Source organism: Leptothrix sp. (in: b-proteobacteria) (assembly GCF_965250675.1).
Classification (GTDB): domain Bacteria; phylum Pseudomonadota; class Gammaproteobacteria; order Burkholderiales; family Burkholderiaceae_C; genus Sphaerotilus.
This window is the reverse complement of the sequence record NZ_CBDFPH010000009.1, coordinates 103,121-128,569: the sequence shown is the minus strand read 5'-3', so window position 1 is coordinate 128,569 and position 25,449 is coordinate 103,121. Positions and strand designations below refer to the sequence as shown.

The following is a 25,449-nucleotide window of genomic DNA, read 5'->3' as shown; positions in this document are numbered from 1 at the left end:
TGTCATGCGTGCAGACCATCTCCAGGAGACCGCCATGACTGCCACCGCCACACCCACCACCAACACCACCACCCGCCTGCAGGTTGAAGGCTTCTTCGACCCGACCACCTGGACGGTCAGCTACATCGTGCTGGATGCCGAGACGCGGCACTGCGCGCTGATCGACAGCGTGCTGGACTACGACCCCAAGTCCGGCCGCACCCGCACCACCACCGCCGACCAGCTGATCGCCCGCGTGCGCGAACTGGGCGCCACGGTCGACTGGATCCTGGAAACCCATGTGCACGCCGACCACCTGTCGGCCGCGCCCTATCTGCAGCAACATCTGGGCGGCCAGCTGGCGATCGGCAGCCACATCACCACGGTGCAGAACGTCTTCGGCAAGCTCTTCAACGCCGGCAGCGACTTCGCCCGCGACGGCAGCCAGTTCGACCGCCTGCTGGCCGACGGCGAGACCTTCCGCATCGGCAGCCTGCAGGCCCGCGCGCTGCACACGCCCGGCCACACGCCGGCGTGCATGAGCTATGTGGTCGAGGACGGCGCGCAGACGGCCGCCTTCGTGGGCGACACCCTCTTCATGCCCGACTACGGCACCGCCCGCTGCGACTTTCCCGGCGGCGATGCGCGCACGCTGTTCCGCTCCATCAACAAGGTGCTGAGCCTGCCGGCCGACACCCGGCTCTACATGTGCCACGACTACCTGCCCGGCGGGCGCGAGGTGCAGTTCGTCAGCACCGTGGCCGAGCAGCGCGAGCAGAACATCCACGTGCGCAACGGCATCAGCGAGGAAGAGTTCGTCGCCATGCGCCAGGCCCGCGACGCCACGCTGGAGATGCCGGTGCTGATCCTGCCGGCCGTGCAGATCAACATGCGCGCCGGCCACCTGCCCGAGCCCGAGGACAACGGCACCCGCTACATCAAGATTCCGCTCAACGCGGTCTGAGCAGCGCCCGCCGCACCCCCACGACCGCGACAACAACAGGAGACAGACATGACCGCATCGGACCTTCGCCCCCTCACGCCCGAGCTTTCCGTGGCGCCGCAGATCCACGCAGCCGACCTCAAGGCGCTGGCGGCTGCCGGCTTCCGCGCCGTCATCTGCAACCGCCCGGATGGCGAGGGTGCCGATCAGCCCAACTTCCATGAGATCGAACAGGCTGCCCGGGCGCTCGGGCTGGTCACGCACTACCTGCCGGCCGAGTCGGGCAAGGTCAGTGACGCCGAAGGCGCGGCCTTTGGCGCGCTGATGCAGGCGTGCCCGAAACCCGTGCTGGCCTACTGCCGCACCGGCATGCGCTCGACCACGATGTGGGCGCTGTCGCAGGCCCGCCAGCGGCCGATGCCGCAGATCATCGAGATCGCCAAGGCTGCGGGTTTCGACCTGAAGGCGCTGGTGCGCCGCATCGCCAACGGCGGCAAGACGCCGGTCGAGGTGGCCGAGGCGAGCCACGACATCGTCATCATCGGCGCCGGCGCGGCGGGCATTTCCACCGCGGCCAGCCTGCTGGCGCGCGACGGCGACCTGGACATCGCCATCATCGACCCGGCCGACGTGCACTACTACCAGCCGGGCTGGACGCTGGTGGGCGCGGGCGTGTTCGACCCCGTCACCACGGCGCGCGCCATGGGCTCGGTGCTGCCGCGCAACGTGCACTGGATCAAGGCGGCGGTGGCGGCCTTCGAACCCGAGCGCAACGCCGTCATCCTGGACGGCTGCCGCGTCGTCAAGTACCAGCAGCTGGTGGTCTGCCCGGGGCTGAAGCTCGACTGGCACGGCATCGACGGCCTGGTCGAGACGCTCGGCCAGAACGGCGTCACCTCCAACTACCGCTACGACCTGGCGCCCTACACCTGGGAGTTGGTGCAGCAGCTCAAGGGCGGCAAGGCCGTGTTCACCCAGCCGCCCATGCCGATCAAGTGCGCTGGCGCGCCGCAGAAGGCCATGTACCTGTCGTGCGACCACTGGCGGCGCAGCGATGTGCTGAAAAACATCGACGTGCAGTTCTTCAACGCCGGCGCCGTGCTGTTCGGCGTGGCCGACTACGTGCCGGCACTGATGGAGTACATCAAGCGCTACGACATCGGCCTGAACTTCACCCACACGCTGACGGCGGTGGACGGCGCGGCCAAGACCGCCACCTTCACGCGCGCCTGGCCCGATGGCCGCAAGGAGGCGGTCACCACCGGCTTCGACCTGCTGCACGTCGTGCCGCCGCAGAAGGCGCCCGACTTCATCCGCGTCAGCCCGCTGGCGGACGCCGCCGGCTGGATCGACATCGACCCGGCCACGCTGCGCCACAAGACCTATACCAACGTCTACGGCCTGGGTGACGCCGGCAACACGCCCAACGCCAAGACGGCCGCTGCCGCCCGCAAGCAGGCCCCGGTGGTGGCGCACAACCTGCTGCTGGCCCTGGGCCGGCTCCAGGGCGCGGCAGCGCATTACGACGGCTACGGCTCCTGCCCACTGACGGTGGAGCGCGGCAAGATCGTGCTGGCCGAGTTCCTCTACGGCGGCAAGGTGGCGCCGAGCTTCCCGAAGTGGCTGATCGACGGCACCCAGCCGTCCTCGCTGGCCTGGCTGCTGAAGGAACGCATCCTGCCGCCGCTGTACTGGGAAGGCATGCTCAAGGGCCGCGAGTGGATGGCGCAACCCGAGCGGGTGGGCTGAGCGATGACACAAGCCGCCTGGACCCGCTGGTTGCCGGGGCTGCCCATCCTCGACTGGGGCCGCGCCTACACGCGTGACACGCTGATCGGCGACGGCGTGGCCGCGCTGATCGTCACCATCATGCTGATCCCGCAGAGCCTGGCCTACGCGCTGCTGGCCGGCCTGCCGCCCGAGGTCGGCCTGTACGCCAGCGTGGCGCCGCTGCTGCTGTACGCGGTGTTCGGCAGCAGCCGCGTGCTGGCGGTCGGGCCGGTGGCAGTGGCGTCGCTGATGACGGCAGCGGCCATCGGCCAGCTGGCCGCGCAGGGCACGCCGGCCTATTGGACGGGCGCCATCACGCTGGCCTTCATGTCCGGGCTGATGCTGCTGGTGATGGGCGTGCTGCGGCTAGGCTTTCTGGCCAACTTCCTGAGCCACCCGGTGATCTCGGGCTTCATCTCGGCCTCGGGGCTGATCATTGCCGCCAGCCAGCTCAAGACGCTGATGGGCGTCAAGGCCGACGGCCACAACCTGCTGGAGCTGCTGATGGCATTGGCGCAGCAGGCCCACCACACCCACGCGCTGACGCTGGGCCTGGGCGTGGCGACCACCGCCTTCCTGTTCTGGGTCCGCAAGGGCCTGAAGCCGCTGCTGATCGGCTGGGGGCTGGGGCCGAGGCTGGCCGACGTCATCGCCAAGGCCGGACCGGTGGCCGCCATCGCCGCGACCACCGGGCTGACTTGGGGCTTGGGCTGGCAGCAGGCCGGCGTCAAGATCGTCGGCACCATTCCGCAGGGCCTGCCGCCGCTGACGCTGCCGAGCTTCGACCCCGCGCTGTGGCGCGACCTGGCCATGCCGGCGCTGCTGATCAGCGTGGTGGGTTTTGTCGAATCGGTCTCGGTCGGCCAGACGCTGGCGGCCAAGCGGCGCCAGCGCATCACGCCCGATCAGGAACTGGTCGCGCTCGGCGCCAGCAACCTGGGCGCGGCGCTGACGGGCGGATTCCCGGTCACGGGTGGCTTTGCGCGCTCGGTGGTGAACTTCGACGCCGGGGCGCAGACGCCGGCCGCCGGGGTCTACACCGCCGCCGGCATCACGCTGGCCTCGCTGTTCCTGACCCCGGCGCTGTACTTCCTGCCGCAGGCGACGCTGGCGGCGACCATCATCGTGGCGGTGCTGTCGCTGGTGGACTTCAGCATCCTCCAGCGCACCTGGGCCTACTCCAAGCCGGATTTCATGGCCGTGGCCTCGACGCTGGTGGCCACGTTGACGCTGGGCGTCGAGACCGGCCTGATGGTGGGCGTGGGCGTGTCGCTGGTGTTGCACCTGGGGCGCACCAGCCGACCGCACATCGCCGTGGTGGGCTGGGTGCCGGGGACCGAGCATTTCCGCAACGTCGAGCGCCACCACGTGCGCACCAGCCCGGCGCTGCTGAGCCTGCGCGTCGATGAAAGCCTGTACTTCGCCAACGCCCGCACGCTGGAAGACTGCATCAACAACGCCGTCGCGGCGCAGCCCGCGCTCAAGCAGGTGGTGCTGCAATGCTCGGCCGTCAACAGCATCGACGCCAGCGCGCTCGAGAGCCTGGAAGCGATCGAGCACCGCCTGCGCGCCGCCGGCATCCAGCTGCATTTGTCCGAAGTCAAAGGCCCGGTGATGGACCAGCTGGGCCCCACCGACTTCCTGCACCATCTGAGCGGCCAGGTGTTCCTGACCCACTACCAGGCCATTGCCGCGCTGACACCGGAGGTGCTGGCGCCCGAAACGCCCACCCGTCCAACCGCCTTGAGCCCCACACCGACATGAGCGAAGCCTCCGCAGCAGCAGCAGAATCGTCCGCCAGCGTCACCATCACGCGCCAGAGCGGCTACCAGTTCCTGGTCGATTTTGGTGATGGTTTGCCTCAACTGCTGGCCGACGAACCCGCCCCGATGGGCACTGGCACCGGTCCCGCGCCCAACCAGATGCTGCTGTCGGCGGTGGCCAACTGCCTGTCGGCCAGCCTGCTGTTCGCGCTGCAGAAGTTCAAGCAGGACCCCGGGAAACTGGTCGCCCGGGCCACCGCCCAGATGGGCCGCAACGCCGCCAACCGCCTGCGCATCCAGGGCATCACGGTGGAGCTGACACTGGGCAAACCCGCCGCCGAGATCGAACGGCTCGACCGGGTTCTGGCGCAGTTCGAGGAGTTCTGCACCGTCTCGATGAGTGTGCAGCAGGGCATCGCGCTGTCGATCCAGGTCCGCGATGCGCAGGGGCAGCGGCTGAAGCCTTGAGGCCCCGGCGCGACCGCACCCTGCGGCGTTCGTTCAGGCCTTCTTGGCCCAGGCACTGCACCAGCCGGCACCGGCCACCTGCTTGCCGGCAAACAGCGGACAGGCGCCGGCCTTGTCGCTCGCCTTGCCCTGGTAGAGCGCACAGTTGGTGCAGTTCTGGCCGGCGGCGTACTTCGGGAACTTCTTGGCGTCAGCTCGCTTGGCCTCGGCCACATAGCCGAGCGCGCCGGCCTGGGGATCTTTTTCATCGACAAGCGCCTGGGCTTGCGTGGCGGCACTGAACAGGGCGCCAGAGGCGGCTGCCGTCATCAGGAAAACACGTCGCTGCATTGTCATGAGAAATACCTCGGGTTGTATGGAGCCGGGATGGTAGGCCGCGCCTCTTGTTGACGCCAATCCTCAGGTATTGGAGGTGACCAGGGACTCAACGCACCTTGCCCAGCAGGGTCTGGAGCTCGTCGAGCAGCGGCGCCAACTCGGCCCCGTGCGCGTCACCAAGGCGCAGCCGCTGCTGCATGAAGCAGACCGTCAGGCGCACGTAGGCGCTGTCGAGGGCCTTGCGCACCGCCGCCATCTGGTTGGCCACGTCGAGGCAGGGCTGCTGCTGCTCGATCATGTGCCGGATGCCGCGCAGCTGGCCCTCGGCGCGCTTGAGGCGGTTGAGCAGGTCGTGCTGCTGGGCGCTGTCCTGCAGGGCCGGCGCGGCACAGGACTCGGCGTGAGGTGTGGCAAGGTCAACCATCGGGCGGCCTTTCAGCGGCTGGCGCGGGTTTCCGGCACGCCCAGCTTCTTGAGCATCCAGCCCAGCGGGCAGGCGTTGCTGAAGCCGTACTGCAGCAGGTTGGCGCCCACGAAGGCGGTGAAGGCCAGCGCCCATTTGCTGACGAACAGCGGGCTGCCTTCCACGCCCAGGGCGAGCGAGATCAGGATGAAGCTGCCGGCAAAGATGCGGATCAGGCGGTCGACGGTCATGGTGAGGCTCCTTCGGTTGGTTCAGCGGGACGTGACGGCGGGCGTTTCGTCCGCCTCGAAGCGGCGGTGATAGAGCGCGTAATACAGCACCGGGATCACCACCAGCGTGAGCAGCGTGGAGACCATGATCCCGAAGATCAGCGAGATCGCCAGGCCGTTGAAGATCGGGTCGTCGAGGATGAAGAACGCCCCGATCGTGGCCGCCAGCCCGGTCAGCACGATCGGCTGGGCGCGCACCGCGGCCGAGTTCATCACCGCCGCCTTGAAGGCCATGCCTTGGGCCACCTGCAGCTCGATGAAGTCGACCAGCAGGATCGAGTTGCGCACGATGATGCCGGCCAGCGCGATCATCCCGATCATCGAGGTGGCGGTGAACTGCGAGCCCAGCAGCGCATGGCCGGGCATCACGCCGATCAGCGTCAGCGGGATCGGCGCCATGATGACCAGCGGCGTCAGGTAGCTGCGAAATTGCGCCACCACCAGCAGGTAGATCAGGATCAGGCCGACGCCGTAGGCCGCGCCCATGTCGCGGAAGGTTTCGTAGGTGATCTGCCATTCGCCGTCCCACTTGATGGCGTACTGGCGGTACGGGTCGCTGGGCTGGTGGATCCAGTATTCGCCCAGTTCACCGGTGCCGGGCAGCGCGGCCTCGGCCAGCTTCGGGCGGATCGCGAACAGGCCGTAGAGCGGCGAGTCGAGCCGGCCGGCCATGTCGCCGAACACGTAGCTCAGGCCGTGCAGATCCTTGGTGAAGAGCGGCTTGTCGATCACGCCTTTTTCGACCCGCACCAGCTCGGACAGCGGCACCAGTTGGCCGCTGGCCGAGCGCATCGGCAGCTGCAGCAGCGCGTCCAGGCCGACCTGCGACTCACGCGGCAGTTGCAGCCGCACCGGCACCGGGTACTTGCTCTGGCCGTCGTGCAGCCAGGCCGCGTCGACGCCCGACAGCGCGCCGTGCACCGTCTGCGCCACGGCGGCCACCGGGATGCCGAGCGACTCGGCGCGCTGGCGCTGCACGCGCAGGAAGGCACGCGGTGCGTCCTCCTTCAGCGAGGTGTCGATGCCGACGATGTCGGGCGTGGCGCTGAAGGCGCTGGCGATGCGCGCGGCCAGTTGCTGGCGGCCGGCTTCGTCGGGGCCGTAGACCTCGGCCACCAGCGGGCTCATCACCGGCGGGCCGGGCGGCACTTCGACCACCTGGATGCGCGCACCGTGCGCGGCGCCGATCTTCTCCAGCGCCGGGCGATGGCGTTGCGCGATGGCGTGGCTCTTCTCGCTGCGCTGGTGCTTGTCGACCAGGCTGACCTGCAGGTCGCCCTGCTCGGCGTCGGCGCGCAGGTAGTACTGGCGCACCAAGCCGTTGAAGGTGATCGGGCTGGCGGTGCCGGCGTAGCCTTGCAGGTCGCGCACCTCGGGCTGCTTGGACAGATAGGCGCCCAGGTCCTGCAGCGCCGCGGCGGTGTCCTCGAGCGGCGTGCCGGCGGGCATCTCGACCACCACCTGGAACTCGCTCTTGTTGTCGAACGGCAGCATCTTGAGCACCACCAGTTGCACCACCGCCAGGCCCACGCTCAGCAACAGCGCCACCACGATGCCGGCCAGCAGCAGCCAGCGCTTGCGTGCGCTGTCGAGCAACGGCGTGAGGATGCGCGTGAACAGCGCCGGCAGCCGCGCGGCGATGCCGGTCGGCGCTGCGTGTGCGCCGGCGTGACCGTGCGGCTTCATCAGCCTGGCCGCCAGCCACGGCGTGACGCTGAACGCGATCGCCAGCGAGATCGCCATGCCCAGGCTCGCGTTGATCGGGATCGGGCCCATGTACGGCCCCATCAGGCCGCTGACGAAGGCCATCGGCAGCAGCGCGGCGATCACCGTCAGCGTGGCCAGGATGGTCGGCCCGCCCACCTCGTCGACCGCGCCGGGGATGATCTCCAGCAGCGGCTTGCCCGGGTGCAACTGCTGATGGCGGTGGATGTTCTCGACCACCACGATGGCGTCGTCGACCAGGATGCCGATCGAGAAGATCAGCGCGAACAGGCTGACGCGATTGAGCGTGAAACCCCAGGCCCAGCTCGCGAACAGCGTGGCGGTGAGCGTCAGGATCACCGCGGCGCCGACGATGACCGCCTCGCGCCGGCCGAGCGCGAAGCCCACCAGCAGGATCACCGAACCGGTCGCGAATGCCAGCTTCTGGATCAGCTTGTTGGCCTTCTCGGCGGCGGTTTCGCCGTAGTCGCGCGTGATGCTCATCTGCACGCCGGCGGGCACCAGCGTGTTGCGCAGTTCGTCGAGCCGATCGCGTGCGGCGCGGGCCACGTCGACCGCGTTGGCGCCGGGTTTCTTGGTGACGGTGAGCGTCACCGCCGGGTACACGCCGCCGGGCGTTGCGGCGCTGGCCGCGCTTTCGGCCGCGCTCGCCGAACCTGGCGTGAACCAGACGTAACGCTGTGGCTGCGCGGCGCCGGTTTCGATCGTCGCCACCTCGCTCAGGTAGACCGGCTTGCCGTTGTTCGTGCCGACCACCAACTGGGCGACATCCTCGGCCGAGCGCAGGAATTCGCCGGTCTCGATGGCCAGCATCTGCGGCTGGGCCGACTGCGCGTTGATCACCGTGCCGGCGGGCATCGCCAGGTTGGCGGCGGCGAGCGTCTGCTGCAGGCGCAGCACGTCGACACCGCGCTCGCGCAGCCGGCTCGGGTCGAGGTTGACCTGCACCGACTGGCCGGGGCCGCCGAGGGTCTGCACCTCGCGGCTGCCGGGCACGCGCTTCAATTCGGCCTCGATGCCATGGGCCACGCGCGCCAGGTCGAGCGCCGGGCTGCCGTCGCGGTTCCAGAGCGTGACGGCCAGCACCGGCACGTCGTCGATGCCCTTGGGCTTGACGATCGGCGCCAGCGCGCCCAGGCCGGCGGGCAGCCAATCCTGATTCGCATTGAGCACGTCGTAGAGCCGCACCAGCGCCTCGGTGCGCGGCACGCCGACCTGGAACTGCACCGTCAGCACGGCGATGCCGGGCCGCGCCACCGAGTAGGTGTGCTCGATGCCGGCGATCTGAGCCAGCGCCTGTTCGGCCGGGCGCGCGACCATGTTCTGCACGTCGGCGCTGCTGGCCCCGGGGAAGGGGATCAGCACGTTGGCCATCGTGACGTTGATCTGCGGTTCTTCCTCGCGCGGCGTCACCAGCACCGCGAACAGGCCCAGCAGCAGCGCCACGATCGCCAGCAGCGGCGTGATCGCGTTGGCCTGGAACGCCCGCGCCATGCGACCGGACACGCCCAGCGGCGGCGGCGCCGTGCCTAGCGGCGCACTCACGGCCGGGCTCCGGTCAGCCCAGCGCGGATGGCATCAATGGCGATGCGCTCGCCGGGCTTCAGGCCGGCCAGCACTTCGGTGCTGTCGCCTTGGGGCGTGCCCGTGCGCACCGCCCGCAGCACGAACTGCGAACCCTGCACGACGTAGACCGCCGTCAGTTCGCCGCGCCGCAGCACAGCGGCGTTCTGAATCATCGGCAGAGCGGCCTGCGTTGGCGCAGTGCCCGGCGTGACCGCAAAGCGCACTCGCACCGCCTGACCCGGCACCAGTTGGGCGCTGTCGGCGCCGGCCAGGTCGAGCCGCCATTCGACCGTCTGCGACACCGCATCGGCGCCCGGCAGATTGGCCTTCCTGACTGGCACCACCCAGCGTTGGTCCGGCAGCTGCACCTCGACTCGCTGGGCCGCGCGAACCCGCGCCGCCTGCGAAGCCGGCACCTGCACCACCGCCCGCAGCGCGCCGGGCGCATAGAGCGTGAAAATCGGCCGGCCAGGCGTGGCGAGGTCACCCGCATCCAGATGGGTAGCCAGCACCACGCCCTCAAACGGCGCCGTGACCGTGGTGAAGGTGCGCGCCAGCGTGGCCTGGCTGGCGCCGGCCCGGGCCTGGCGTAGACCGGCCTCCGCGGCTTGGTGCTGCTGCTCGGCGCTGTCAAGCGCGGCCTGGCTCACATAGCCCTGGGCGCGCAGTTCACGGCTGCGTTCGAGTTGCGTGCGGCTCAGGCGCAGCGCGGCTTGCGCCTGGGCGATGCCGGCCTCGCCTTGCTGTACGCCCGCGCTGGCGTTGCGGTCATCCATGCGCGCAAGCACCTGACCGGCCTTGACGCGGTCGCCGGCCTTGACGGTCAGCGTCAGCACCGTGCCGGCACTTTGTGCGGCAACCGTGGCCTGCCGTTGCGGCTGCACGCTGGCATCGAACACCAGCAAGGCGCCGCTGTTTGGCGCAGGGCTGCCGATCACCATGGTTGCCACGACCGTTGCCGCTTCAGTTGCAGCCACCGCAATACCCATGACTGAACCGGCCCACCCGACGATCAACGCCAGTGCCAGCGTCCTCCATCGCCCCGGCTCACGGTGACCGTCACGGCGGCAGGAACCAGCGTCAGAAAGAGGTTGAGAAACGGGTGAATGGCGTTGCATACAGGCCTTGTGCGAAGGATGTCGTGCTGATGTTCAAGCATCCTAAACATACACCAAGGGGTATACAAGCAAAGTGAGGACGGAGGCTTGCCGCTGATGCCAAGCCATTGATCTGCATCATCCCCACCCAGATCGCCAAAAGAATCAACCCGTCTCGACAGGTGAACTCACGATCGCATCGAACTCGGCCTGGGTGATGTACTTGGGCACGTAAGCCCCGCCCTGCTGAACCAGCACGGTCCAGAAGGCGCGCAGGTGGTTGCGCGAACCGCGCAGCAGGTGCTCATACACCAGCAGGATGTCGGCGTTGTCGACACTGGCATTCAGGCGCGTGATGTCGCGGAGATCGAGTTCCTCGATCTCCAGCCCCACCTGCGTCGCAGCCAGCAGGCTGCCACTGCTGGCTGCGGTCAGCGTGTCATAGAGCGTCTGAAAGTCTGCCGTCCTGAAAGTGCCGTTGGGCAGGCCGGCCAGCGGGTCCGTCTGCTGATAGCGGTCCAGCAGGATCTGGATCGCGGCAGAGTGCGTGGCTTCGCTGGCCGTGATGTTGCCGAAGATCGGCTGGGCCGCATACAGCGTGGCACTCACGGCATAAACATCATGGGCGAGTTGCTCTTCTTCGCGCATGAAGGCCAGGCCATCCGCCTCGGCCGAAGACAGCGGCGCCAGGGCGTAGTCGACCAGCACATCGGCCAACGCCGCAGCGTCCAGCGTCGACGTGCCGTTGGTCTCCACCCTGAGCACCACTGGCGCGTCATTGCCCCCGCCACAGGCGAACAGGCCCGCGACCACCAGGGCAGAAGCCAGGTACTTGATTCGATGTACGAGCCTCATTGCGCCCCCTTCAGGCTGGCACAGGCATCGCGACGCGGCGCGGCCAGCGGCTTGCCGCCTTTTTCCTTGGCCCGGGCCATCATCTGCTCGTGGTGCTGCGCCATGTAGGCGGTGCACTCGTCATAGGTCTTCATGGCGCGCATCTGATCCCGATGCGTGTTGCGCTCGGTGCGCGTCATCATGGACCAGCCCGGGGTGTCATCGGCGCCGGCCTGGGTCATGGGGCCACGCCCTGCCCCTGGATTGCCCTGGGCCAGCGCGGAGGCGCCCACCAGGGCGAGAGCTGAAGCCATCACCATCGACTGCATTGTCTTCATCGCTTTCACCATTTTTCATGAATGAAAGCTCATGGTGCGCCGATGAAGAAGCGCGGCTCTTGCGAAAGCGCATCCGGCACCACGCCTCAGATCAATCAAGTACTTTCGCGCACCACCACGCGATAGCCCAGGTCCAGCGAGGGCTGCGGCACCGGCTCGCCGCGCATCAGCTGCAACAGCATCTGGGCAGCAGCCGCGCCGATCTCGGCGCGCGGCGTGCGCACCGTGGTCAGCGGCGGAATCACCAGGTCGCTGCCGGTCAGGTCGTTGAACCCGGCCACCGCCACCTGGCCCGGTACCGCCACACCCAGCCGGCTGGCGGCCAGCAGCGCGCCCTGCGCCAGGTCGTCGTTGCAGAAGAAGATGGCGTCGGCTGGCGGCTCGGTCTGCGCCACGATCTGCCCGAACAGTTGCCCGCCGAGCGCCATCGACGACGGCGCCGGGTCGAGCCATTCCAGCTGCGCGTCGTAGAGGCCCGCGTCAGTCAACGCCTGTCGCCAGCCTTCGAGGCGCTGCAGCGTGCGCGGATCCAGCTGCGCCGCCGCAAAGGCGATGCGGCGCCGGCCGCGCGCCAGCAGGTGACGCGTCATGGCGGCAGCCGCCTCGACCTGCGACAGGCCGACGCAGTACAGCCCCGCCACCGGTTCGGGCGTGGTTTCCATCAGGTGCACGCAGGGCACGCCGCTGTCATGGATCAGCCGGCGCGTGGCCTCGCTGCGGTCCAGCCCGGTCACCAGCAGGCCGGCGGGGCGATGCATCAGCTGCTCGCGCAGCAGCTGTTCTTCCTCGGCGCCGTCGTAGTGGGTGATGCCGATCAGCGCCTGGTAACCGGCGCGGCGCAGCGTGTGCTGCACGGCTTCGAGCAGGTCGACGAACAGCGCGTTCGACAGCATCGGAATCAGCACGGCCACGTGCGTGCTGCGGTGCGAGGCCAAAGCCCGCGCCGCCGGGTCGGGCACGTAGCCGAGCAGGCGGGCAGCGGCCTGGGCGCGTTCGACCAGATCCGGGTCCACCGACCGCTCGCCACGCAGCGCCCGTGACACGGTGATCGGACTCACACCAGCGGCCTGCGCCACGTCGGCCAGGGTGACGCGACCAGTGGCCCGCGGGCGCTTGGAAACAGGAGTCATGGGGCGGCGTCCGCTTCGGGCTTGAGGGTAAGTACGGAAAAGACAGCGCGCGATTCTCATCTAGGATAGCGCTATCCAAAAAATTCTTCGGGCCTGAAACGTGTTCAACATGCAAACCTCGATCGTCTTCATGGGGGTGGCCGGCTGTGGCAAATCCAGCCTGGCGGCTGCCGTGGCGCAGGCCGTAGGCGCGGTGTGCGTGGAAGGCGATGACTTCCACAGCCCGGCCAGCCGCGCCAAGATGAGCCAGGGCGTGGCGCTGACCGACGCCGACCGCGACGCCTGGCTGACCACGCTGGCCGCGCAACTGCACGACGCGGCCCAGGCGCAGGCCGGCATCGCGCTCAGCTGCTCGGCCCTCAAGCGTGCCTACCGCGAGCGCCTGCGCCACGCCGCACCCGGCCTGCGCTTCGTCTTCATCGACATCAGCCGCGACGCCGCGCTGGCCCGGGTGGCGGCGCGTGCCGCGCAGACGACGCATTTCTTCTCGGCCAGCCTGGTCGACAGCCAGTTCGCCACGCTGGAGTCGCCCGTGGGCGAGCCGGACGTGCTGCGCGTCGACGCTCAGCAGCCGCTGCCGCAATTGCAGGCCCAGGTCAGCCACTGGATTCAGGACCTTTCCTGAGCCGACCCCACCTCTTCCGCCTCTTCCTCTTAACCCAACTCAACTTTCACCAAGGACCCCGTGATGGCAATCCAGACAACCCGCACCCTGCTGTGGAGCGCCGCGCTGATGGCAGCATTGGCCGCCGGCCCGGCGCTGGCGCAAAAAGTGTTGAAGGTCGGCATCGGCCTCTCGGAAGACCATCCGCAGGGCGTGGCCGTCAAGAAATTCGGTGAACTGCTGTCGCAGAAGACCGGCGGCAAGCTCACCGCCAAGCTCTACGCCAGCGGCTCGCTGGGCAACGACGTCACGATGATCTCGGCGCTGCGTGGCGGCACCCAGGAGATGGTGGTGCCCGACAGCTCGACGCTGGCCAGCCTGGTCAAGGACTTCGGCGTCATCAATCTTCCGCTGACGATCAACACCGAGCAGGAGGCCGATGCGCTGCTCGACGGCCCGTTCGGCCAGAAACTGCTGGAAAGGCTGCCTGAAAAAGGCCTGGTCGGCTTGGCGTTCTGGGAAAACGGCTTCCGCCACCTGACCAACAGCCGCCGCCCGATCACCAAGGCCGACGACATCGCCGGCCTGAAGGTGCGCGTGATCCAGAACCCGCTGTTCATCGAGAGCTTCGCCGCCCTCGGCGCCAACGCCACGCCGATGCCGTTCACCGAGCTGTATTCGGCGATGGAGCAGAAGGCGGTCGACGGCCAGGAGAACCCCGGCGCCACCATCCTGGCGAGCAAGTTCTACGAGGTCCAGAAGCACCTGGTGACCTCGCGCCACATCTACAGCGCCTGGGTGCTGCTGCTGTCCAAGAAGACCTGGGACGGCTTCACGCCCGACGAGAAGAAGGCCGTGCAGGAAGCCGCGCGCGAATCGACGCTGTTCGAGCGCAAGACCATCCGCGACTTCAGCGACAAGGCACTCGCCGAGCTGAAGAAGGAAGGCATGCAGGTCACCGAGTTGCCCGCTGCCGAGCAGGCCCGGATGCGCACCAAGCTGCAGCCGGTGGTCGCCAAGTTCAGCAAGGAATTCAGCGAGGCCACGGCCAAGGAAATGTTCGCCGAGCTGGAGCGGATTCGCGCCCGGAAGTGACGCCCGGCGCAAGTGTCAGGTGTCAGCGAGCGCTCGCCGCAGACACCTGACGGTGCAGCGCAACGGTGCTCAGGGTAGCCTGCGCCACTTCGGTTCCCTTGACGACGAAGTGCTGGCTGAAGTACTGGCGGTGCTCTTCGTGGTCATGGAACTGATGCGGGGTCAGCACGGCCGACAGCACGGGCACCTCGGTGTCGAGCTGCACGCGCATCAGGCCGTCGATCACCGCCGTGGCGACGAAGTCATGGCGGTAGATGCCACCATCCACCACCAGGCCGAACGCCGTGATGGCGTCGTAGCGGCCGGTGGCCGCCAGACGGCGGGCGAGCAACGGGATCTCGAAGGCGCCAGGCACGTCGAAGTGTTCGACCTGTTCGGCTGTGACGCCCTGTTGGGCCAGTTCGGCCAGGAAAGCATCGCGGGCGCGGTGCACGATGTCGCTGTGCCAGGAGGCGCAGATCGCGGCCAGACGGGGAGCGGTGCGGGGAGAGTTGGCAGTGGACTGATTCATGGTGTCTTTCTTGAGACGGTGGGCCAGAATCAGGGCAACGGAACGCATGGCTGACGCTGGCCACGCTTGCGCGCAGCCCGGGGCCAGCCGTCGCGCTCTCTTTCATCCGGACTGTGACCGTCGGCCCCGGAGTCCCACCGGGTCTGCTGACCCCGACGGCCTTGGGCCGTCGGGCGCTCGCGGGCTCATCGCGAGAGCCTGGGACCAGACTCCTGCACATCACCGCCGGTGGGGAATTCCGCCCCGCCCTGAGAACGCTGACGGCGCCATGAGGCGCCGTCGGGGCCGGAGTTTAGCGGGCCGTGTTCAGCTTGCAGCGGAGGGCAGCAGACCCACGAACTGGCCATGCACGTTCGGAATGTGCTTGAACACCACCGGGCCGAATGTGCGCCGCTGCTTGGACGGCGGTTTGGCCTTGAGCGGCAGCATCGCCATCCAGATGCCTTCGGGCGTCTCCAGCGAAAACATCACGATGTCCTCGGCGTGCGGCGACGCGCCGATCGAGCCGTACTTGTCGATGATCTCGTCGTAGCGCGGCAGGTACTTCTCGGGCAGCCGCCACGCTTCGCGAATGATGAAGATGAAGTCCGCGCCCAGCAGCGCCGCACGCACCTGGATGGCGCGTGCGCTGTCGACCTTGGACTCGTCGCTGCTGTCGTCGAGCCGCACGGGCACGATCTCGCCCCGGCCGATGTGGGCGATGAAGGCGCGCGCCGCCAGCGGGTCGCCGCGCTCCACCAGGATGCGGGCCTGGGCCACAAGGCCGTCGACGTTGTGGCGGTAGATCTCAGGAATATTCATGTGCTTTCAGGTGCCGGCATGCGGCATCGGTTCTCAGTCCCATTCGAGCAGCTCGGCCAACCGCCGCGCCACCCAGTCCGCTTCCGCCGCGTTGACGCCCGAGGCGGCATCCGCCAGCCCCCGGTGGACCCGCTCCAGCACGTCGAGCTCGGTGATGCGCAAGTCCGCGTGCATGGCCTTGGCATGCTCGGTCAGCAGGCAGGCCAGGTCTTCGCAGAACTCGTAGCGCGCGGTGATCACCTCGCGCGAGGCGTTGGGTCTGGTGCGCCCCGGCTCGATGAACAAGGCCATGAACGAGGGCGGAACGGTAATCTGGCTTTCGTCTGACATGGGGTGGATTGTCGCAGTCGGCCATGAACGGAAGCCCCCTGAGGCATCCCCCCTCACGGAGCGTTTCATGAAAAGGCAGCAGGTGCCGATAACCCACCATGCTTTCTTCCCATGCGTTGACCCGACGCCACTCCCTCCGCACCGTTCTGTTTCCTGTCCTCGCACTGGTGGCATGGACCATCGCCAGCGTCTGCGTCGGACGCGCAATGGAGGTCGCGACGCGCACTGAGCTGCTTTCGGGCGCAGCGGTGGCCGGGTTGCTCGCGCTCGCCTTGGTCGTGGCTCTGGCGCGAAGTACGCGCTCGGCGGTCACCGAATCCGCAAACACCGACCCGGACGAGGGCCTGGCGCCCGCCTCATCGCAGTGGCAACACTGGCAGCATGTGACGGACGACATGCCGATCGCGATCAGCTACTTCGATGTGGCTGAAAACTGCCTGTTCGCCAACGAGGCTGCCAAACGGCGCTTCGGCCCCGATCCAGCAGGGGACAAACCGCGCACCCTGCGCTCGGCCGTCGGCGCGGACGAATACGCCCAGCACGCGCCGTACTGGGCCGCCGTCAAGGCCGGCGAGCGCGTGGCGTATGAGACGGCCGCGCCGCACGGCGGCGCGTCACACCAGACCACCCACCTCATCCCGGATTTCGACGACAGCGGCACGGTGCAAGGCTTCTGCATCCGGGTGGTCGACATGACCGACACCCGGGCGATGGAAGCGGCACGGGCCGAAGGCGAGCGCCACCTGAAATCGATCACCGACAACATGCCGGCGCTGATTACCTACGTCAACACCGACCGGGTGGTGACCTTCGCCAACGCCACTTTCAAGACCTGGCTCGGCTCGGACCCGGCCCTGATGGTGGGCCGGCCTCTGGTCGAGCTGATCGGCGAGGCGATGTACCAGCAGCGCCTGGGCTTCCTGACGCGCGGCTTTGCCGGCGAGCAGTTCTCGTTCGAGCTGCGCTCCGGGACGGCGGCGGGCGAGCGCGACCTCAACACCACCTACATCCCGGATTTCCGGCCCGACGGCACGGTGGCCGGCATCTTCGTGCTGGTCACCGACGTGACGCCGATGCGGACGGTGGAGCGCCAGCTGCACCAGCTCGCCCGCATCGACGCCCTGACGCAGCTGTCGAACCGGCGCCAGTTCGACGAGAAGCTGGCCGAGGCACTGGCCCGCGCACGCCGCAACGGCCGGGACATGGCGCTGATGTTCATGGACATCGACCACTTCAAGCCCATCAACGACACGCACGGCCACGCCGCCGGCGACGCCGTGCTGGTCGAATTTGCCGCGCGCCTGAAATCCTGCATGCGCGAGACCGACACCGTCGCGCGGCTGGGCGGTGACGAGTTCGTGATCCTGGTCGAAGGCCTGAACGAGGCATCTGAAGTGATGCTGGTGGCCGACCGGATCCGCGCCCGGCTGCAGGCGCCGATGCAAATTGAGGGCTGCGCGCTGGTCGTGACATCGAGCATCGGCATCGCCCTGGTGGACGAGTCCGACGACACGCCCGCCGCCGTGATGGCCAAGGCGGACGAGGCTCTATACAGCGCCAAGCGCGCCGGGCGCAACCGCTACGCCGTGTCGAACGCCCCCTGCCGCGCCACCACCCCGGCCGTCACGGGCACAGCGTAGCCCTTTGGTTCAGGCCAGCCGGGACAACTCTGCCCAGCCAATCGGCGGACGGGTCAGCCAGGGCAGCACGAAGACCCGCCGGGCCAGGCCGGCGGACATGCGCGCCACCTGCCGGCGTTCACCGGCCAAGCGCGCCAGCAGCAGCGGGTCGTGGGTGCCAGCGGCCAGAACACTTTTGTTGAGCACCCAGGCATAGGGCTCGATGCGGGCGCGGCGCAGGTCGTCCTGCAAGGCAGCCGCCTGCGAGACCGGCGTCACCTCGGGCAGCGTCACCAGAATGATCCTGGTGTAGGCCGCGTCCTGCAGCCGCATCAAGGGCGTGACGACGCGCCCGGCGCCGTGGCCCTCGAACTCCCGCATCATCTGGCGGTGGTAGGCGCCGGTGGCGTCCATCAGCAGCAGGGAATGTCCGGTGGGTGCGGTGTCCAGCACGACGAAGGCGCTGCGCCCCTCGCTGACGATGCGCGAAAAGGCGTGGAAGACCGCGACCTCCTCGGTGCACGGCGAGCGCAGGTCTTCCCGCAGCATCGCCTGTTCCTGGGCATCGAGCTGGAGCGACCTGGCCGCCATGATCTTGTCGACGTAGCGCTGCGTCTCGACCTTCGGGTCGATGCGGCTGACCTGCAGGCCGGCAACCGCCCCATCCAGCGTTTGCGCCAGGTGCGCAGCCGGATCGGTGGTGCTGAGATGCACGGTGTGGCCGCGCTGGATCAGCCCCAGAGCCAGCGCCGCAGCCACGGTCGTCTTGCCAACCCCGCCCTTGCCCATCACCATGATCAGCCCGTGTCCGGCGGCGGCCAGTTCGTCGGCCAAGGCGGCCAGGCCTTGAGGGGTCTCGACCCGCTCCGCCTCTTGGGCCTGGCCTGGATCAGCCGGCGCTTCACCTGACGTGAGCAGCGCCCGCAAGGCAGGCAGGCCGACCATGTCGAACGCCCGCAGCGGCACCCGGTCCTGTGGCAGGGCGCGCAACGACGGCGGCATGCCCGCCAGGGCTTGCTCGCCCAGCGCCGCGATGGCGCAGGCCACGGCGTCGGTCGGATCGCTGGCGTGAAACACGCCGTTGACCACCAGACGCTGGTTGTTCAGGCCCAACTCATGCAGCTCCTGCGACGTGCGCGCGGCTTCTGCCACGGCGCCGGCGTCGGGCCGAGTCACCAGGATCACGGTGGTGCGGGCCGGGTCGCTCAGGGCGTTCAGCGCGGCATTGAAGCGCGCTTCCTGCATCTTCAGACCCGAATGCGGCCCCAGGCAGGAGGCACCCCGGTCGTTGCCTTCCAGGAAGCCACTCCAGGCCTTGGGCAGGCTGAGCAGGCGCAGGGTGTGGCCGGTGGGCGCCGTGTCGAAGACGATGTGGTCGAAAGCGTCAGCCTCACCGGACAACAGCGCCGAGAACTCGTCGAAGGCGGCGATCTCGGTGGTGCACGCGCCGGACAGCTGCTCGCGCACGGTCGAACGTTCGGCGTCGCTGGCACCGGCGCCCATCTGTGCCAGGACGCGCTGCCGATAGGACTCGGCGGCGTTGTCCGGGTCGATGTTCAGCACCGACAACCCCGGCGCGCCGGGCACGGGCGTGGGGCTGTTGCGCAACTCGATGCCCAGCATCTCGTCCAGGTTGGACGCCGCATCGGTGCTGACCAGCAGCACCTTCTGGCCGGCGTCGGCCAGCCTCAGGGCCGCCGCCGTCGACAGCGAGGTCTTGCCGACCCCGCCCTTGCCGGTGAAGAACAGATAGCGCGTCGCTTGGCTCAGAAAGCCCAGGACTTGGACACCCATGACGACGACCTCATTGAAAACACACACCGTCGGCAGGATGCAGGGCTGCCGCGCGGCGTGGTTGATCGTGATCAAACGAGGCCGCCGTGCGCCGTCACGGCTCCTGCCGGCGGCAAAAGCAATAGACAAACTGCTGCGGTGAGCCCCACGGGGTCATGTGCGTTTCCACGCTGCTGTCGACAAGCTGGAACGACTCGCCAAAGCTGCCGTGCAATTCATCCGGCGAGTAGCGGGCAACCGGCAGGCCGCTGCACTGCGTCGGCCCCTCCGGCCCGAAGGTGCCCACGATCGCAAAGCCACCCGGCTTCAGCGCCCGGGTGACTTGGCGGATGTAGCGCTGCCGCTGCTCGTCGGTCGTGAGGAAATGAAAGACAGCCCGGTCGTGCCAGACGTCGTAGGTGTGGGCGGCCAAGTCCATGTCGAGGATGTCGCCAACCCTCCAGGTGACCTTGCCGGACAGCACGCCGAGTCGGCGCTGTGTGACGTCCAGCGCCGTGGCGGACAGGTCGAGCACCGAGACATTGGTGTAGCCCTCTGCGAGCAAATCATCGACCAAGGTGGACTCACCACCGCCGACATCCACGATGGCGGCGCTCTTGTCCGGCGCGGCCGCATGGATGAACTTGAGGGACTGGACCAGATGCTGCGCATACCAGCTCACTGCATCGGAGGCCTTGGTCGTGTAGACGGATTCCCAATGATTTTTATGGCTCTGCACTTGAGTCTCCTTCATGGTTCGGACATGTCGTCATGATCGTCGACCGTCGTGGCAACAGGGTGCGGGCCTCATCAACCACAGGCATCACAATGCCGACGCTTCGTGCCCAGCGAATTTCCGCTCCACAGGTGCACGACGACATGGAGGATGGCAATGGGTTCGTCAGGTGTTTTCACGCAGGTGTTTGCGAACGTGGTCGCGCTGGCCGGCAACATGGCGATCCAGTGGCGGCGGCTGCAGGGCAGCGTGCACCCGCAGGCGGTGGGCGCCGCACCCACCATTCCCGCCGCCCGGCCGCAAGGTCGCCTGCCCACGCTCAAGATGCCGACGGCCCGCGGCTGGGCGCCGGGGCAGAAACCGGTGGCCGCTGCCGGCCTGCAGGTGAATGCGTTCGCCACCGGGCTCGACCATCCGCGCTGGATGCACGTGCTGCCCAATGGTGACGTCACCGTCGCCGAGGCCTGCTTCCTGCCCGGCAGCATCAACTCGCTGTTCGACTACGCCATGGTCAGCACCATGAAGCGCGCCGCCGCCACCGGCATCAGCCCCAACCGCATCACGCTGCTGCGCGACACTGACGGCGACGGCGTGGCCGAGACCCGCGAGACCTTCCTGGAGAACCTCAGCCAGCCCTTCGGCATGACGCTGCTGGGCGAGACCTTCTACGTTGGCAACACCGACGGGCTGGTGGCGTTTCCCTACACCCCGGGCGCCACCCGCATCACCGCCGCCGGCCGGCCGGTGACGGCGTTCAAGCCCGGCGGCCACTGGACGCGCAGCATCCTGCCGAGCGCGGACGGGCGCAAGCTCTACATGGGCGTCGGCTCGCTCAGCAACATCGCCGAAGACGGCTTCGAGGTCGAAAAAGGCCGCGCCTGCGTCTACGAGGTTGACCTGGCCACGGGCACCAGCCGCATCTTTGCCGGCGGCCTGCGCAACCCGGTCGGCATGGCCTGGGAGCCCGTCACCGGCGCGCTCTGGACCGTGGTCAACGAGCGCGACGGCCTGGGCGACGAAACCCCGCCCGACTACCTGACCTCGGTGCGCGAGGGCGGTTTCTACGGCTGGCCCTACAGCTACTGGGGCGGCACGGTCGACGACCGGGTGCAGCCGCAGGACACCGCGCTGGTGGCGCGCGCCATCGCGCCCGATTTCGCGCTGGGCGGCCACACCGCGTCGCTCGGCCTGTGCTGGATGCCCGCCGGCACGCTGCCGAGCTACCCGGACGGCATGGTGATCGGCCAGCACGGCTCGTGGAACCGCAGCACGCTCAGCGGCTACAAGGTCATCTTCATTCCGTTCGTGAACGGCCGTCCTTCCGGCCCGGCGCGCGACATCCTGAGCGGCTTCCTCGCGCCGGACGAAAGCGCGTCCTACGGCCGGCCGGTGGGCGTGGCGATCGGCCCCGATGGCTCGCTGCTGGTGGCCGACGACGTGGGCAACGCGATCTGGCGCGTCACGGCGGCTTGATCGGCCCAAGTCAGCCGCCGGAGTCAGCGGCCCTGCATTTATTAGTTGACAGTATCAATTGATGTGCGCATGATGAGTGACATTGTCATTCAATTCATTCGCCATCATGAGCACAGCAATCCCTGTCAGCCGCGTGCAACGCGTGCGCCACGAACTCAAGCGCCGTGACCTGCAGGTCGTGCGGGTCGAGGCCCTCAGCCCGCATTTCCGCAGCATCACCTTCGCGGGTGAGGCGCTGGGCGATTTCGTCAGCGCGTCCTTCGACGACCACATCAAGTTCATGCTCGACGCCGATGGCGCCGAGCCCGTGCGGCGCGACTACACGCCGCGCCACCACGACGCGCAGGCCCGCGAACTGACGATCGAATTTGCGCTACACGGCGAAGGCGCTGCGGCGCAATGGGCCGCGCAGGCCGCGCCCGGCCAGACGGCCACGATCGGCGGGCCGCGCGGCTCCTTCATCATCCCGACCGACTACGCTTGGCACCTGCTGGTGGGCGACGAAACCGCCTTGCCGGCCATTCACCGCCGCCTGGAAGAACTGCCCGCAGGCACCTGCGCGATCGTGGTGGTGCAGGTGGCCGATGCCGCCGACCGCCGCGAACTGCACAGCGCCGCCGACCTCAGCGTGCAGTGGGTCGCCACCGCCGACGCGCTGCTGGAGTCCGTGCAGGCCCTCGATCTGCCCACCGGCGAGGGCTATGCCTGGTGCGCCGGCGAGGCCAGCGCCATGGCCCGCCTGCGTCGCCTGCTGGTCGATGACAAGGGCCTCGACCGCCATGCGATGCGGGTCGCAGCCTACTGGAAGCGCGGGGCCGTCGGGCACCACGAGAACCTGGAAGGCTGAGCCCCGGCGCTCAGGACATGCGATCAGCCCATCGCTGTCGTGCCCTCTGGAGCAGCCCAGTCCGCCAAGCCCAGGATGCGCTCACCCAGCGGGGTGAGCGTGGCGGTCTCGTAGCGCGTCTGCTCCCATTCGCGCGGGTCGCCGGGGAAGGCGAAACCCTTCGGGGCGGTGCGGTCGCGCCAGGAGGCGACCCGTGCGGCACGCAGCGCCGCGTCGGCCTCGTTGGCAGGCGTGAAGGCGATGTACTGCGCCAGGCGCACCTTGTCCGTCGAGGTGTTGGGCCGAATACCGTGGGCCAGCAGGCTGTTGAAGATCAGCAGGTCGCCCGCCTGCATCGGGATGAACTTGACCGGCCAGGGCAGGCTGTCCACGTCGGGCCGCCACGGATTGCGGTCGGCGGGCGCCGACTGGCGCCATTCGGCAAAGTGCTCGAAGAGTTCCGGAATGCACTGGAAGCCGCCGCCGTCCTCGCTGGTGTCCGACAAGGCCAGGACGCCCTGAACGTTGACCGGCAGCGGCTCCAGCGTGGTGTCGGCATCCCAGTGGATGAAGCCGCCGAACTGGCGCGCCCCCCGGTTGGGCGTGTTCAGGTTGGCGCGGTCGATGCTGACCCACAGATCCTGCCGGTCCCAGATGTCGACGAACGCGTCATAGACGCGCGGGCACTGCCGGTTGTCCCACAGCCTCTGGTGCTGATAGGCCTCGACCATGCCCGAGCCGTTGAGTTCGCGCATCTCGTGGCCGCGGCGCTCGGACTGGTCCCAGGTCGCCGGCTGGCCGGGGTCCAGTTCCTGGAACTCCCACAGGAAATCGACGGTGCGCTGGACCTGCGCCGCAGGCACCGCCTGCTTGACGACCACGTAGCCGTAGGTCTGCCAGTGCGCAAAGTCGGCGTCGCTCAGCACCCGCAGCGGCAGCTGCTTCTGGATGTCGCGCAGCTGCGCCATCTCGGTGTAGGCCAGGGTCGGGTTGCCAGGCCGTTGGTCGCCGTATTGGTATCGATCGTTCATTTCAGTCTCCAGTCCATTCATGTTGGTGCAGACAATTCTCGGCACGAGCGCACCCGCGTGATGCTCAGGAAATGATCCTGACTGATACGATTCTGATCAATTCATATTGATAGCACGTCATGAAACCGCAGTTCGAGCAGGTCACGATCGCACCGGGTGAATCCTGGACCCTGCTCTGGCGCGAGCTGCCCGAGCTGCCCTTCCTCTGGCACTACCACCCGGAATTCGAGTTGACGCTGACCCTGAACGCCCGGGGCCAGCGCTACGTCGGCGACAGCCTGGAGGATTTCGCGTCTGGCGATCTGGTGCTGGTCGGGCCGAACCAGCCGCACACCTGGGCCGCCACGGAGCGGACGAATGCCGCGGAGCCGATGCTGGCCGTGGTGGTCTGGTTCACGGCCGACTGGCTGGCCCGGTGGATGGAACACTGGCCCGAGCTGGCCGTGCTCGGCAAGCTCTCGAAATATGCCGGGCGCGGCATGCGCTTTTCCGGCGACACGCAGCAACGGGTCCGCGACCTGCTGCTGTCGCTGCGGGACATGGACCCGGCACAACGCCTGCCCACGCTGCTGCAGGTGCTGATTCAGCTCGCCCGTGACGCGCACGTCGACCTGCTGGCGACGCACGCGTATTCACCGGCGGGCGACAAGGCGCAGGGCCGCATGGCGCGCGTGCTGCACCGGCTGCACGTCGACCCCACGGCCACGCCCTCGGTCCAGGTGCTGGCCGATGAGGCAGCGCTGTCGGTCGGCGCCTTCCATCGTTTCTTCAAGCGCCACACCGGCCTGACGGTGCTGGACTACCTCAGCCAGCTTCGCATCGGCCTGGCGTGCCAGCTGCTCATCAGCACCGACCGGCCCGTCAGCGTGGTCGCCATGGAGGCCGGCTACGGTACGCTGGCGCACTTCAACCGGCAGTTTCTGGCCAGAAAAGGCCGGACTCCGCGGGAGTTCCGCGCCAGCTATCGACCGGACAGCGCGCGTCGACCCACCCCAAAAACAAGGCCCTCGCCATGAACCGACTGCAAGCTGAATTGCGGCGCCTCTACTTTTCCCTGAACGCAGAAGAACCGGGCCTGACCGACCCCGACGCACCGGTGCGCGCCATGGTCCTGGCGCTGGCCCGGCCCGCTCAATGGGACCGGCTCTCCGCCGTCTGGCAAGGCGTTCAGGCCGATCTGGAACTGCCGGCGCCCGCGATTGCGGTCTCGGGCATCGATGGGCACCAACTCTGGTTCTCGCTGGCCGAGTCGGTGCCCGTCGCTCAAGCCATGGCGTTTCTCGAAGCCTTGCGCGCGCGCTACCTGGGCGACATCGCGCCGGAACGTGTGGACATGCAGCCCGCCGTGGAAGCCTCTGCACCGGGGCAGGAGCAGCAAGGCAGCGGCCACTGGTCAGCCTTCGTGGTGCCGGGCCTGGCGCCGATGTTCGCGGACGAGCCCTGGCTGGATCTTCCCCCCAGCCCGGATGCGCAGGCCGATCTGCTGTCGCGCTTCAAGAGCACGTCGGCGGCTGACTGGTCAAGGGCGCTGGAACGGCTCCAGCCCGCTGCCAGGACAACAGCGCCGCCGCCCGCATCAGGCGCTGCGGAGGCCGCGCCAGGGGATCTGGATCCCACGCGTTTTTTGCGGTCGGTCATGAACGACCCTGCTGTGGCGTTGCACCTGCGCATCGACGCCGCCAAGGCGCTGCTGCCTTATTCCCAAGGTCGGCACAACATCTGAAAAAAACCGGGGCGGCGCACCGTCAATAACTGCAAGCCCCCCGGGTTTTCAAGTCACGCGCTCAGCGGTAGAAAACTTCGACCTTGCCTTTGAGTTTGATCTGCAGCGGCCGGCCGTTGCGGCCCACCGTCTTGCCGGCGGGCACCTTGACCCAGCCTTCGCTGATGCAGTATTCCTCGACATCAACCCGATCCTTGTCGTTGAACCGGATGCCGATATCGTGCTCGAACACAGCCTTATTGTGGTGCGGGCTGCGCGGATCAATCGACAGATGATCAGGCAGTGCGGGGCGTTGCATTTCTT

The 25,449-nt window shown here is 68.2% G+C and carries 26 protein-coding genes and 1 riboswitch; of the genes, 11 read left to right on the top strand and 15 right to left on the bottom strand.

Going from position 1 to position 25,449, the window contains the following annotated elements; all coding sequences use genetic code 11:
• The first annotated feature begins 34 nt into the window (after positions 1–34).
• From AC5IG3_RS13950 to AC5IG3_RS13935, 4 genes are read left to right on the top strand one after another with little or no spacing between them, the layout of a single operon-like run.
• Positions 35–943, top strand: a complete 909-nt coding sequence (locus AC5IG3_RS13950; protein WP_491906902.1) for an MBL fold metallo-hydrolase — start codon at positions 35–37, stop codon at positions 941–943.
• A 48-nt stretch (positions 944–991) separates the two neighbouring features.
• Entirely contained in the window at positions 992–2,671 is a 1,680-nt protein-coding gene (locus AC5IG3_RS13945) for a bifunctional protein tyrosine phosphatase family protein/NAD(P)/FAD-dependent oxidoreductase (protein WP_491906901.1), read from the top strand.
• Positions 2,672–2,674: 3 nt separating this feature from the next.
• Positions 2,675–4,456 (top strand): SulP family inorganic anion transporter, encoded by a 1,782-nt coding sequence (locus tag AC5IG3_RS13940; RefSeq protein ID WP_491906900.1) that lies wholly within the window; start codon positions 2,675–2,677, stop codon positions 4,454–4,456.
• The gene (locus tag AC5IG3_RS13935) at positions 4,453–4,923 is read left to right on the top strand and encodes an OsmC family protein (protein ID WP_491906899.1); all 471 of its coding nucleotides are present in this window, start codon (positions 4,453–4,455) and stop codon (positions 4,921–4,923) included. Before AC5IG3_RS13940 ends, AC5IG3_RS13935 begins: the two co-directional genes overlap by 4 nt.
• Before the next feature lie 33 nt (positions 4,924–4,956).
• Here the strand turns inward: AC5IG3_RS13935 and AC5IG3_RS13930 are convergent, their stop codons facing one another.
• The 8 genes from AC5IG3_RS13930 to gntR form a co-directional block, all read right to left on the bottom strand.
• Positions 4,957–5,259, bottom strand: coding sequence for a high-potential iron-sulfur protein (locus AC5IG3_RS13930; protein WP_491906898.1), 303 nt, complete (start codon positions 5,257–5,259; stop codon positions 4,957–4,959).
• A gap of 88 nt (positions 5,260–5,347) precedes the next feature.
• Positions 5,348–5,665 (bottom strand): metal-sensing transcriptional repressor, encoded by a 318-nt coding sequence (locus AC5IG3_RS13925; RefSeq protein WP_491906897.1) that lies wholly within the window; start codon positions 5,663–5,665, stop codon positions 5,348–5,350.
• 11 nt (positions 5,666–5,676) lie between these two features.
• Positions 5,677–5,895, bottom strand: a complete 219-nt coding sequence (locus tag AC5IG3_RS13920) for a YgaP family membrane protein (RefSeq protein ID WP_491906896.1) — start codon at positions 5,893–5,895, stop codon at positions 5,677–5,679.
• Between the two features lie 21 nt (positions 5,896–5,916).
• Complete coding sequence (locus AC5IG3_RS13915) at positions 5,917–9,153, bottom strand: efflux RND transporter permease subunit (protein ID WP_491906938.1); 3,237 nt, start codon at positions 9,151–9,153, stop codon at positions 5,917–5,919.
• A gap of 47 nt (positions 9,154–9,200) precedes the next feature.
• Positions 9,201–10,166 carry an efflux RND transporter periplasmic adaptor subunit gene (locus AC5IG3_RS13910; protein WP_491906937.1) on the bottom strand — a complete coding sequence of 322 codons (966 nt, stop codon included), beginning with the start codon at positions 10,164–10,166 and terminating at the stop codon, positions 9,201–9,203.
• A 321-nt stretch (positions 10,167–10,487) separates the two neighbouring features.
• Complete coding sequence (locus AC5IG3_RS13905) at positions 10,488–11,177, bottom strand: DUF2202 domain-containing protein (RefSeq protein ID WP_491906895.1); 690 nt, start codon at positions 11,175–11,177, stop codon at positions 10,488–10,490.
• The gene (locus tag AC5IG3_RS13900; RefSeq protein WP_491906894.1) at positions 11,174–11,470 is read right to left on the bottom strand and encodes a hypothetical protein; all 297 of its coding nucleotides are present in this window, start codon (positions 11,468–11,470) and stop codon (positions 11,174–11,176) included. The genes AC5IG3_RS13905 and AC5IG3_RS13900 overlap by 4 nt, the downstream gene beginning before the upstream one ends.
• A gap of 119 nt (positions 11,471–11,589) precedes the next feature.
• Positions 11,590–12,624, bottom strand: coding sequence for an HTH-type transcriptional regulator GntR (gene gntR / locus AC5IG3_RS13895; protein WP_491906893.1), 1,035 nt, complete (start codon positions 12,622–12,624; stop codon positions 11,590–11,592).
• A 109-nt stretch (positions 12,625–12,733) separates the two neighbouring features.
• Between gntR and AC5IG3_RS13890 the strand changes: the two genes are divergently transcribed.
• Positions 12,734–13,249, top strand: a complete 516-nt coding sequence (locus AC5IG3_RS13890; protein ID WP_491906892.1) for a gluconokinase — start codon at positions 12,734–12,736, stop codon at positions 13,247–13,249.
• Positions 13,250–13,312: 63 nt separating this feature from the next.
• Positions 13,313–14,323, top strand: a complete 1,011-nt coding sequence (locus AC5IG3_RS13885; protein WP_491906891.1) for a TRAP transporter substrate-binding protein — start codon at positions 13,313–13,315, stop codon at positions 14,321–14,323.
• 22 nt (positions 14,324–14,345) lie between these two features.
• On the opposite strand, the gene AC5IG3_RS13880 is transcribed toward AC5IG3_RS13885, so the two are convergent.
• The 3 genes from AC5IG3_RS13880 to AC5IG3_RS13870 all read right to left on the bottom strand — a co-directional run bounded on the left by AC5IG3_RS13880 (position 14,346) and on the right by AC5IG3_RS13870 (position 15,965).
• Positions 14,346–14,834: a 6,7-dimethyl-8-ribityllumazine synthase gene (locus AC5IG3_RS13880; RefSeq protein WP_491906890.1), complete on the bottom strand. Its 489-nt coding sequence runs from the start codon at positions 14,832–14,834 to the stop codon at positions 14,346–14,348.
• Between the two features lie 90 nt (positions 14,835–14,924).
• A riboswitch (FMN riboswitch) is annotated at positions 14,925–15,094 on the bottom strand.
• 46 nt (positions 15,095–15,140) lie between these two features.
• Positions 15,141–15,635 (bottom strand): hypothetical protein, encoded by a 495-nt coding sequence (locus AC5IG3_RS13875; RefSeq protein WP_491906889.1) that lies wholly within the window; start codon positions 15,633–15,635, stop codon positions 15,141–15,143.
• A 33-nt stretch (positions 15,636–15,668) separates the two neighbouring features.
• Positions 15,669–15,965: an ATPase with chaperone activity gene (locus AC5IG3_RS13870; RefSeq protein ID WP_491906888.1), complete on the bottom strand. Its 297-nt coding sequence runs from the start codon at positions 15,963–15,965 to the stop codon at positions 15,669–15,671.
• A gap of 167 nt (positions 15,966–16,132) precedes the next feature.
• Here AC5IG3_RS13870 and AC5IG3_RS13865 point away from each other — a divergent pair, with 167 nt between their 5' ends.
• Positions 16,133–17,605, top strand: a complete 1,473-nt coding sequence (locus AC5IG3_RS13865) for a diguanylate cyclase domain-containing protein (RefSeq protein WP_491906887.1) — start codon at positions 16,133–16,135, stop codon at positions 17,603–17,605.
• A gap of 9 nt (positions 17,606–17,614) precedes the next feature.
• On the opposite strand, the gene arsA is transcribed toward AC5IG3_RS13865, so the two are convergent.
• Both arsA and AC5IG3_RS13855 read right to left on the bottom strand, forming a co-directional pair.
• Complete coding sequence (gene arsA / locus AC5IG3_RS13860; RefSeq protein ID WP_491906886.1) at positions 17,615–19,378, bottom strand: arsenical pump-driving ATPase; 1,764 nt, start codon at positions 19,376–19,378, stop codon at positions 17,615–17,617.
• A 94-nt stretch (positions 19,379–19,472) separates the two neighbouring features.
• On the bottom strand, positions 19,473–20,111 hold the full coding sequence (locus tag AC5IG3_RS13855) for a class I SAM-dependent methyltransferase (protein ID WP_491906885.1): 639 nt from the start codon (positions 20,109–20,111) through the stop codon (positions 19,473–19,475).
• 138 nt (positions 20,112–20,249) lie between these two features.
• Here AC5IG3_RS13855 and AC5IG3_RS13850 point away from each other — a divergent pair, with 138 nt between their 5' ends.
• Complete coding sequence (locus AC5IG3_RS13850; RefSeq protein ID WP_491906884.1) at positions 20,250–21,566, top strand: PQQ-dependent sugar dehydrogenase; 1,317 nt, start codon at positions 20,250–20,252, stop codon at positions 21,564–21,566.
• Positions 21,567–21,672: 106 nt separating this feature from the next.
• Positions 21,673–22,413 (top strand): siderophore-interacting protein, encoded by a 741-nt coding sequence (locus AC5IG3_RS13845; RefSeq protein ID WP_491906883.1) that lies wholly within the window; start codon positions 21,673–21,675, stop codon positions 22,411–22,413.
• Between the two features lie 23 nt (positions 22,414–22,436).
• Here AC5IG3_RS13845 and AC5IG3_RS13840 read toward each other — a convergent pair whose 3' ends face one another.
• On the bottom strand, positions 22,437–23,423 hold the full coding sequence (locus AC5IG3_RS13840) for a phytanoyl-CoA dioxygenase family protein (RefSeq protein ID WP_491906882.1): 987 nt from the start codon (positions 23,421–23,423) through the stop codon (positions 22,437–22,439).
• A gap of 119 nt (positions 23,424–23,542) precedes the next feature.
• On the opposite strand from AC5IG3_RS13840, the gene AC5IG3_RS13835 reads away from it, so the two are divergent.
• A complete protein-coding gene (locus tag AC5IG3_RS13835) occupies positions 23,543–24,439 on the top strand; it encodes a cupin domain-containing protein (protein WP_491906881.1) in 897 nt (298 codons plus the stop codon).
• Positions 24,436–25,146: a hypothetical protein gene (locus AC5IG3_RS13830; protein ID WP_491906880.1), complete on the top strand. Its 711-nt coding sequence runs from the start codon at positions 24,436–24,438 to the stop codon at positions 25,144–25,146. Before AC5IG3_RS13835 ends, AC5IG3_RS13830 begins: the two co-directional genes overlap by 4 nt.
• A 61-nt stretch (positions 25,147–25,207) precedes the next feature.
• Here the strand turns inward: AC5IG3_RS13830 and AC5IG3_RS13825 are convergent, their stop codons facing one another.
• Complete coding sequence (locus AC5IG3_RS13825; RefSeq protein ID WP_491906879.1) at positions 25,208–25,444, bottom strand: DUF3297 family protein; 237 nt, start codon at positions 25,442–25,444, stop codon at positions 25,208–25,210.
• Positions 25,445–25,449 lie beyond the last annotated feature (5 nt).

Bases quoted from the DNA above. Each gene is read 5' to 3' on its own strand.
- AC5IG3_RS13935 (WP_491906899.1), top strand. From the start codon at position 4,453: ATGAGCGAAGCCTCCGCAGCAGCAGCAGAATCGTCCGCCAGCGTCACC.
- AC5IG3_RS13845 (WP_491906883.1), top strand. From the start codon at position 21,673: ATGAGCACAGCAATCCCTGTCAGCCGCGTGCAACGCGTGCGCCACGAA.
- AC5IG3_RS13950 (WP_491906902.1), top strand. From the start codon at position 35: ATGACTGCCACCGCCACACCCACCACCAACACCACCACCCGCCTGCAG.
- AC5IG3_RS13905 (WP_491906895.1), bottom strand. From the start codon at position 11,177: ATGAGGCTCGTACATCGAATCAAGTACCTGGCTTCTGCCCTGGTGGTC.
- AC5IG3_RS13835 (WP_491906881.1), top strand. From the start codon at position 23,543: ATGAAACCGCAGTTCGAGCAGGTCACGATCGCACCGGGTGAATCCTGG.
- AC5IG3_RS13850 (WP_491906884.1), top strand. From the start codon at position 20,250: ATGGGTTCGTCAGGTGTTTTCACGCAGGTGTTTGCGAACGTGGTCGCG.
- AC5IG3_RS13900 (WP_491906894.1), bottom strand. From the start codon at position 11,470: ATGGCTTCAGCTCTCGCCCTGGTGGGCGCCTCCGCGCTGGCCCAGGGC.
- AC5IG3_RS13890 (WP_491906892.1), top strand. From the start codon at position 12,734: ATGCAAACCTCGATCGTCTTCATGGGGGTGGCCGGCTGTGGCAAATCC.
- AC5IG3_RS13930 (WP_491906898.1), bottom strand. From the start codon at position 5,259: ATGACAATGCAGCGACGTGTTTTCCTGATGACGGCAGCCGCCTCTGGC.
- AC5IG3_RS13885 (WP_491906891.1), top strand. From the start codon at position 13,313: ATGGCAATCCAGACAACCCGCACCCTGCTGTGGAGCGCCGCGCTGATG.
- AC5IG3_RS13925 (WP_491906897.1), bottom strand. From the start codon at position 5,665: ATGGTTGACCTTGCCACACCTCACGCCGAGTCCTGTGCCGCGCCGGCC.
- AC5IG3_RS13870 (WP_491906888.1), bottom strand. From the start codon at position 15,965: ATGTCAGACGAAAGCCAGATTACCGTTCCGCCCTCGTTCATGGCCTTG.
- AC5IG3_RS13855 (WP_491906885.1), bottom strand. From the start codon at position 20,111: ATGAAGGAGACTCAAGTGCAGAGCCATAAAAATCATTGGGAATCCGTC.
- AC5IG3_RS13840 (WP_491906882.1), bottom strand. From the start codon at position 23,423: ATGAACGATCGATACCAATACGGCGACCAACGGCCTGGCAACCCGACC.
- AC5IG3_RS13920 (WP_491906896.1), bottom strand. From the start codon at position 5,895: ATGACCGTCGACCGCCTGATCCGCATCTTTGCCGGCAGCTTCATCCTG.
- arsA (WP_491906886.1), bottom strand. From the start codon at position 19,378: ATGGGTGTCCAAGTCCTGGGCTTTCTGAGCCAAGCGACGCGCTATCTG.
- AC5IG3_RS13825 (WP_491906879.1), bottom strand. From the start codon at position 25,444: ATGCAACGCCCCGCACTGCCTGATCATCTGTCGATTGATCCGCGCAGC.
- AC5IG3_RS13940 (WP_491906900.1), top strand. From the start codon at position 2,675: ATGACACAAGCCGCCTGGACCCGCTGGTTGCCGGGGCTGCCCATCCTC.
- AC5IG3_RS13875 (WP_491906889.1), bottom strand. From the start codon at position 15,635: ATGAATATTCCTGAGATCTACCGCCACAACGTCGACGGCCTTGTGGCC.
- AC5IG3_RS13880 (WP_491906890.1), bottom strand. From the start codon at position 14,834: ATGAATCAGTCCACTGCCAACTCTCCCCGCACCGCTCCCCGTCTGGCC.
- AC5IG3_RS13915 (WP_491906938.1), bottom strand. From the start codon at position 9,153: ATGGCGCGGGCGTTCCAGGCCAACGCGATCACGCCGCTGCTGGCGATC.
- AC5IG3_RS13830 (WP_491906880.1), top strand. From the start codon at position 24,436: ATGAACCGACTGCAAGCTGAATTGCGGCGCCTCTACTTTTCCCTGAAC.
- gntR (WP_491906893.1), bottom strand. From the start codon at position 12,624: ATGACTCCTGTTTCCAAGCGCCCGCGGGCCACTGGTCGCGTCACCCTG.
- AC5IG3_RS13945 (WP_491906901.1), top strand. From the start codon at position 992: ATGACCGCATCGGACCTTCGCCCCCTCACGCCCGAGCTTTCCGTGGCG.
- AC5IG3_RS13910 (WP_491906937.1), bottom strand. From the start codon at position 10,166: ATGGTGATCGGCAGCCCTGCGCCAAACAGCGGCGCCTTGCTGGTGTTC.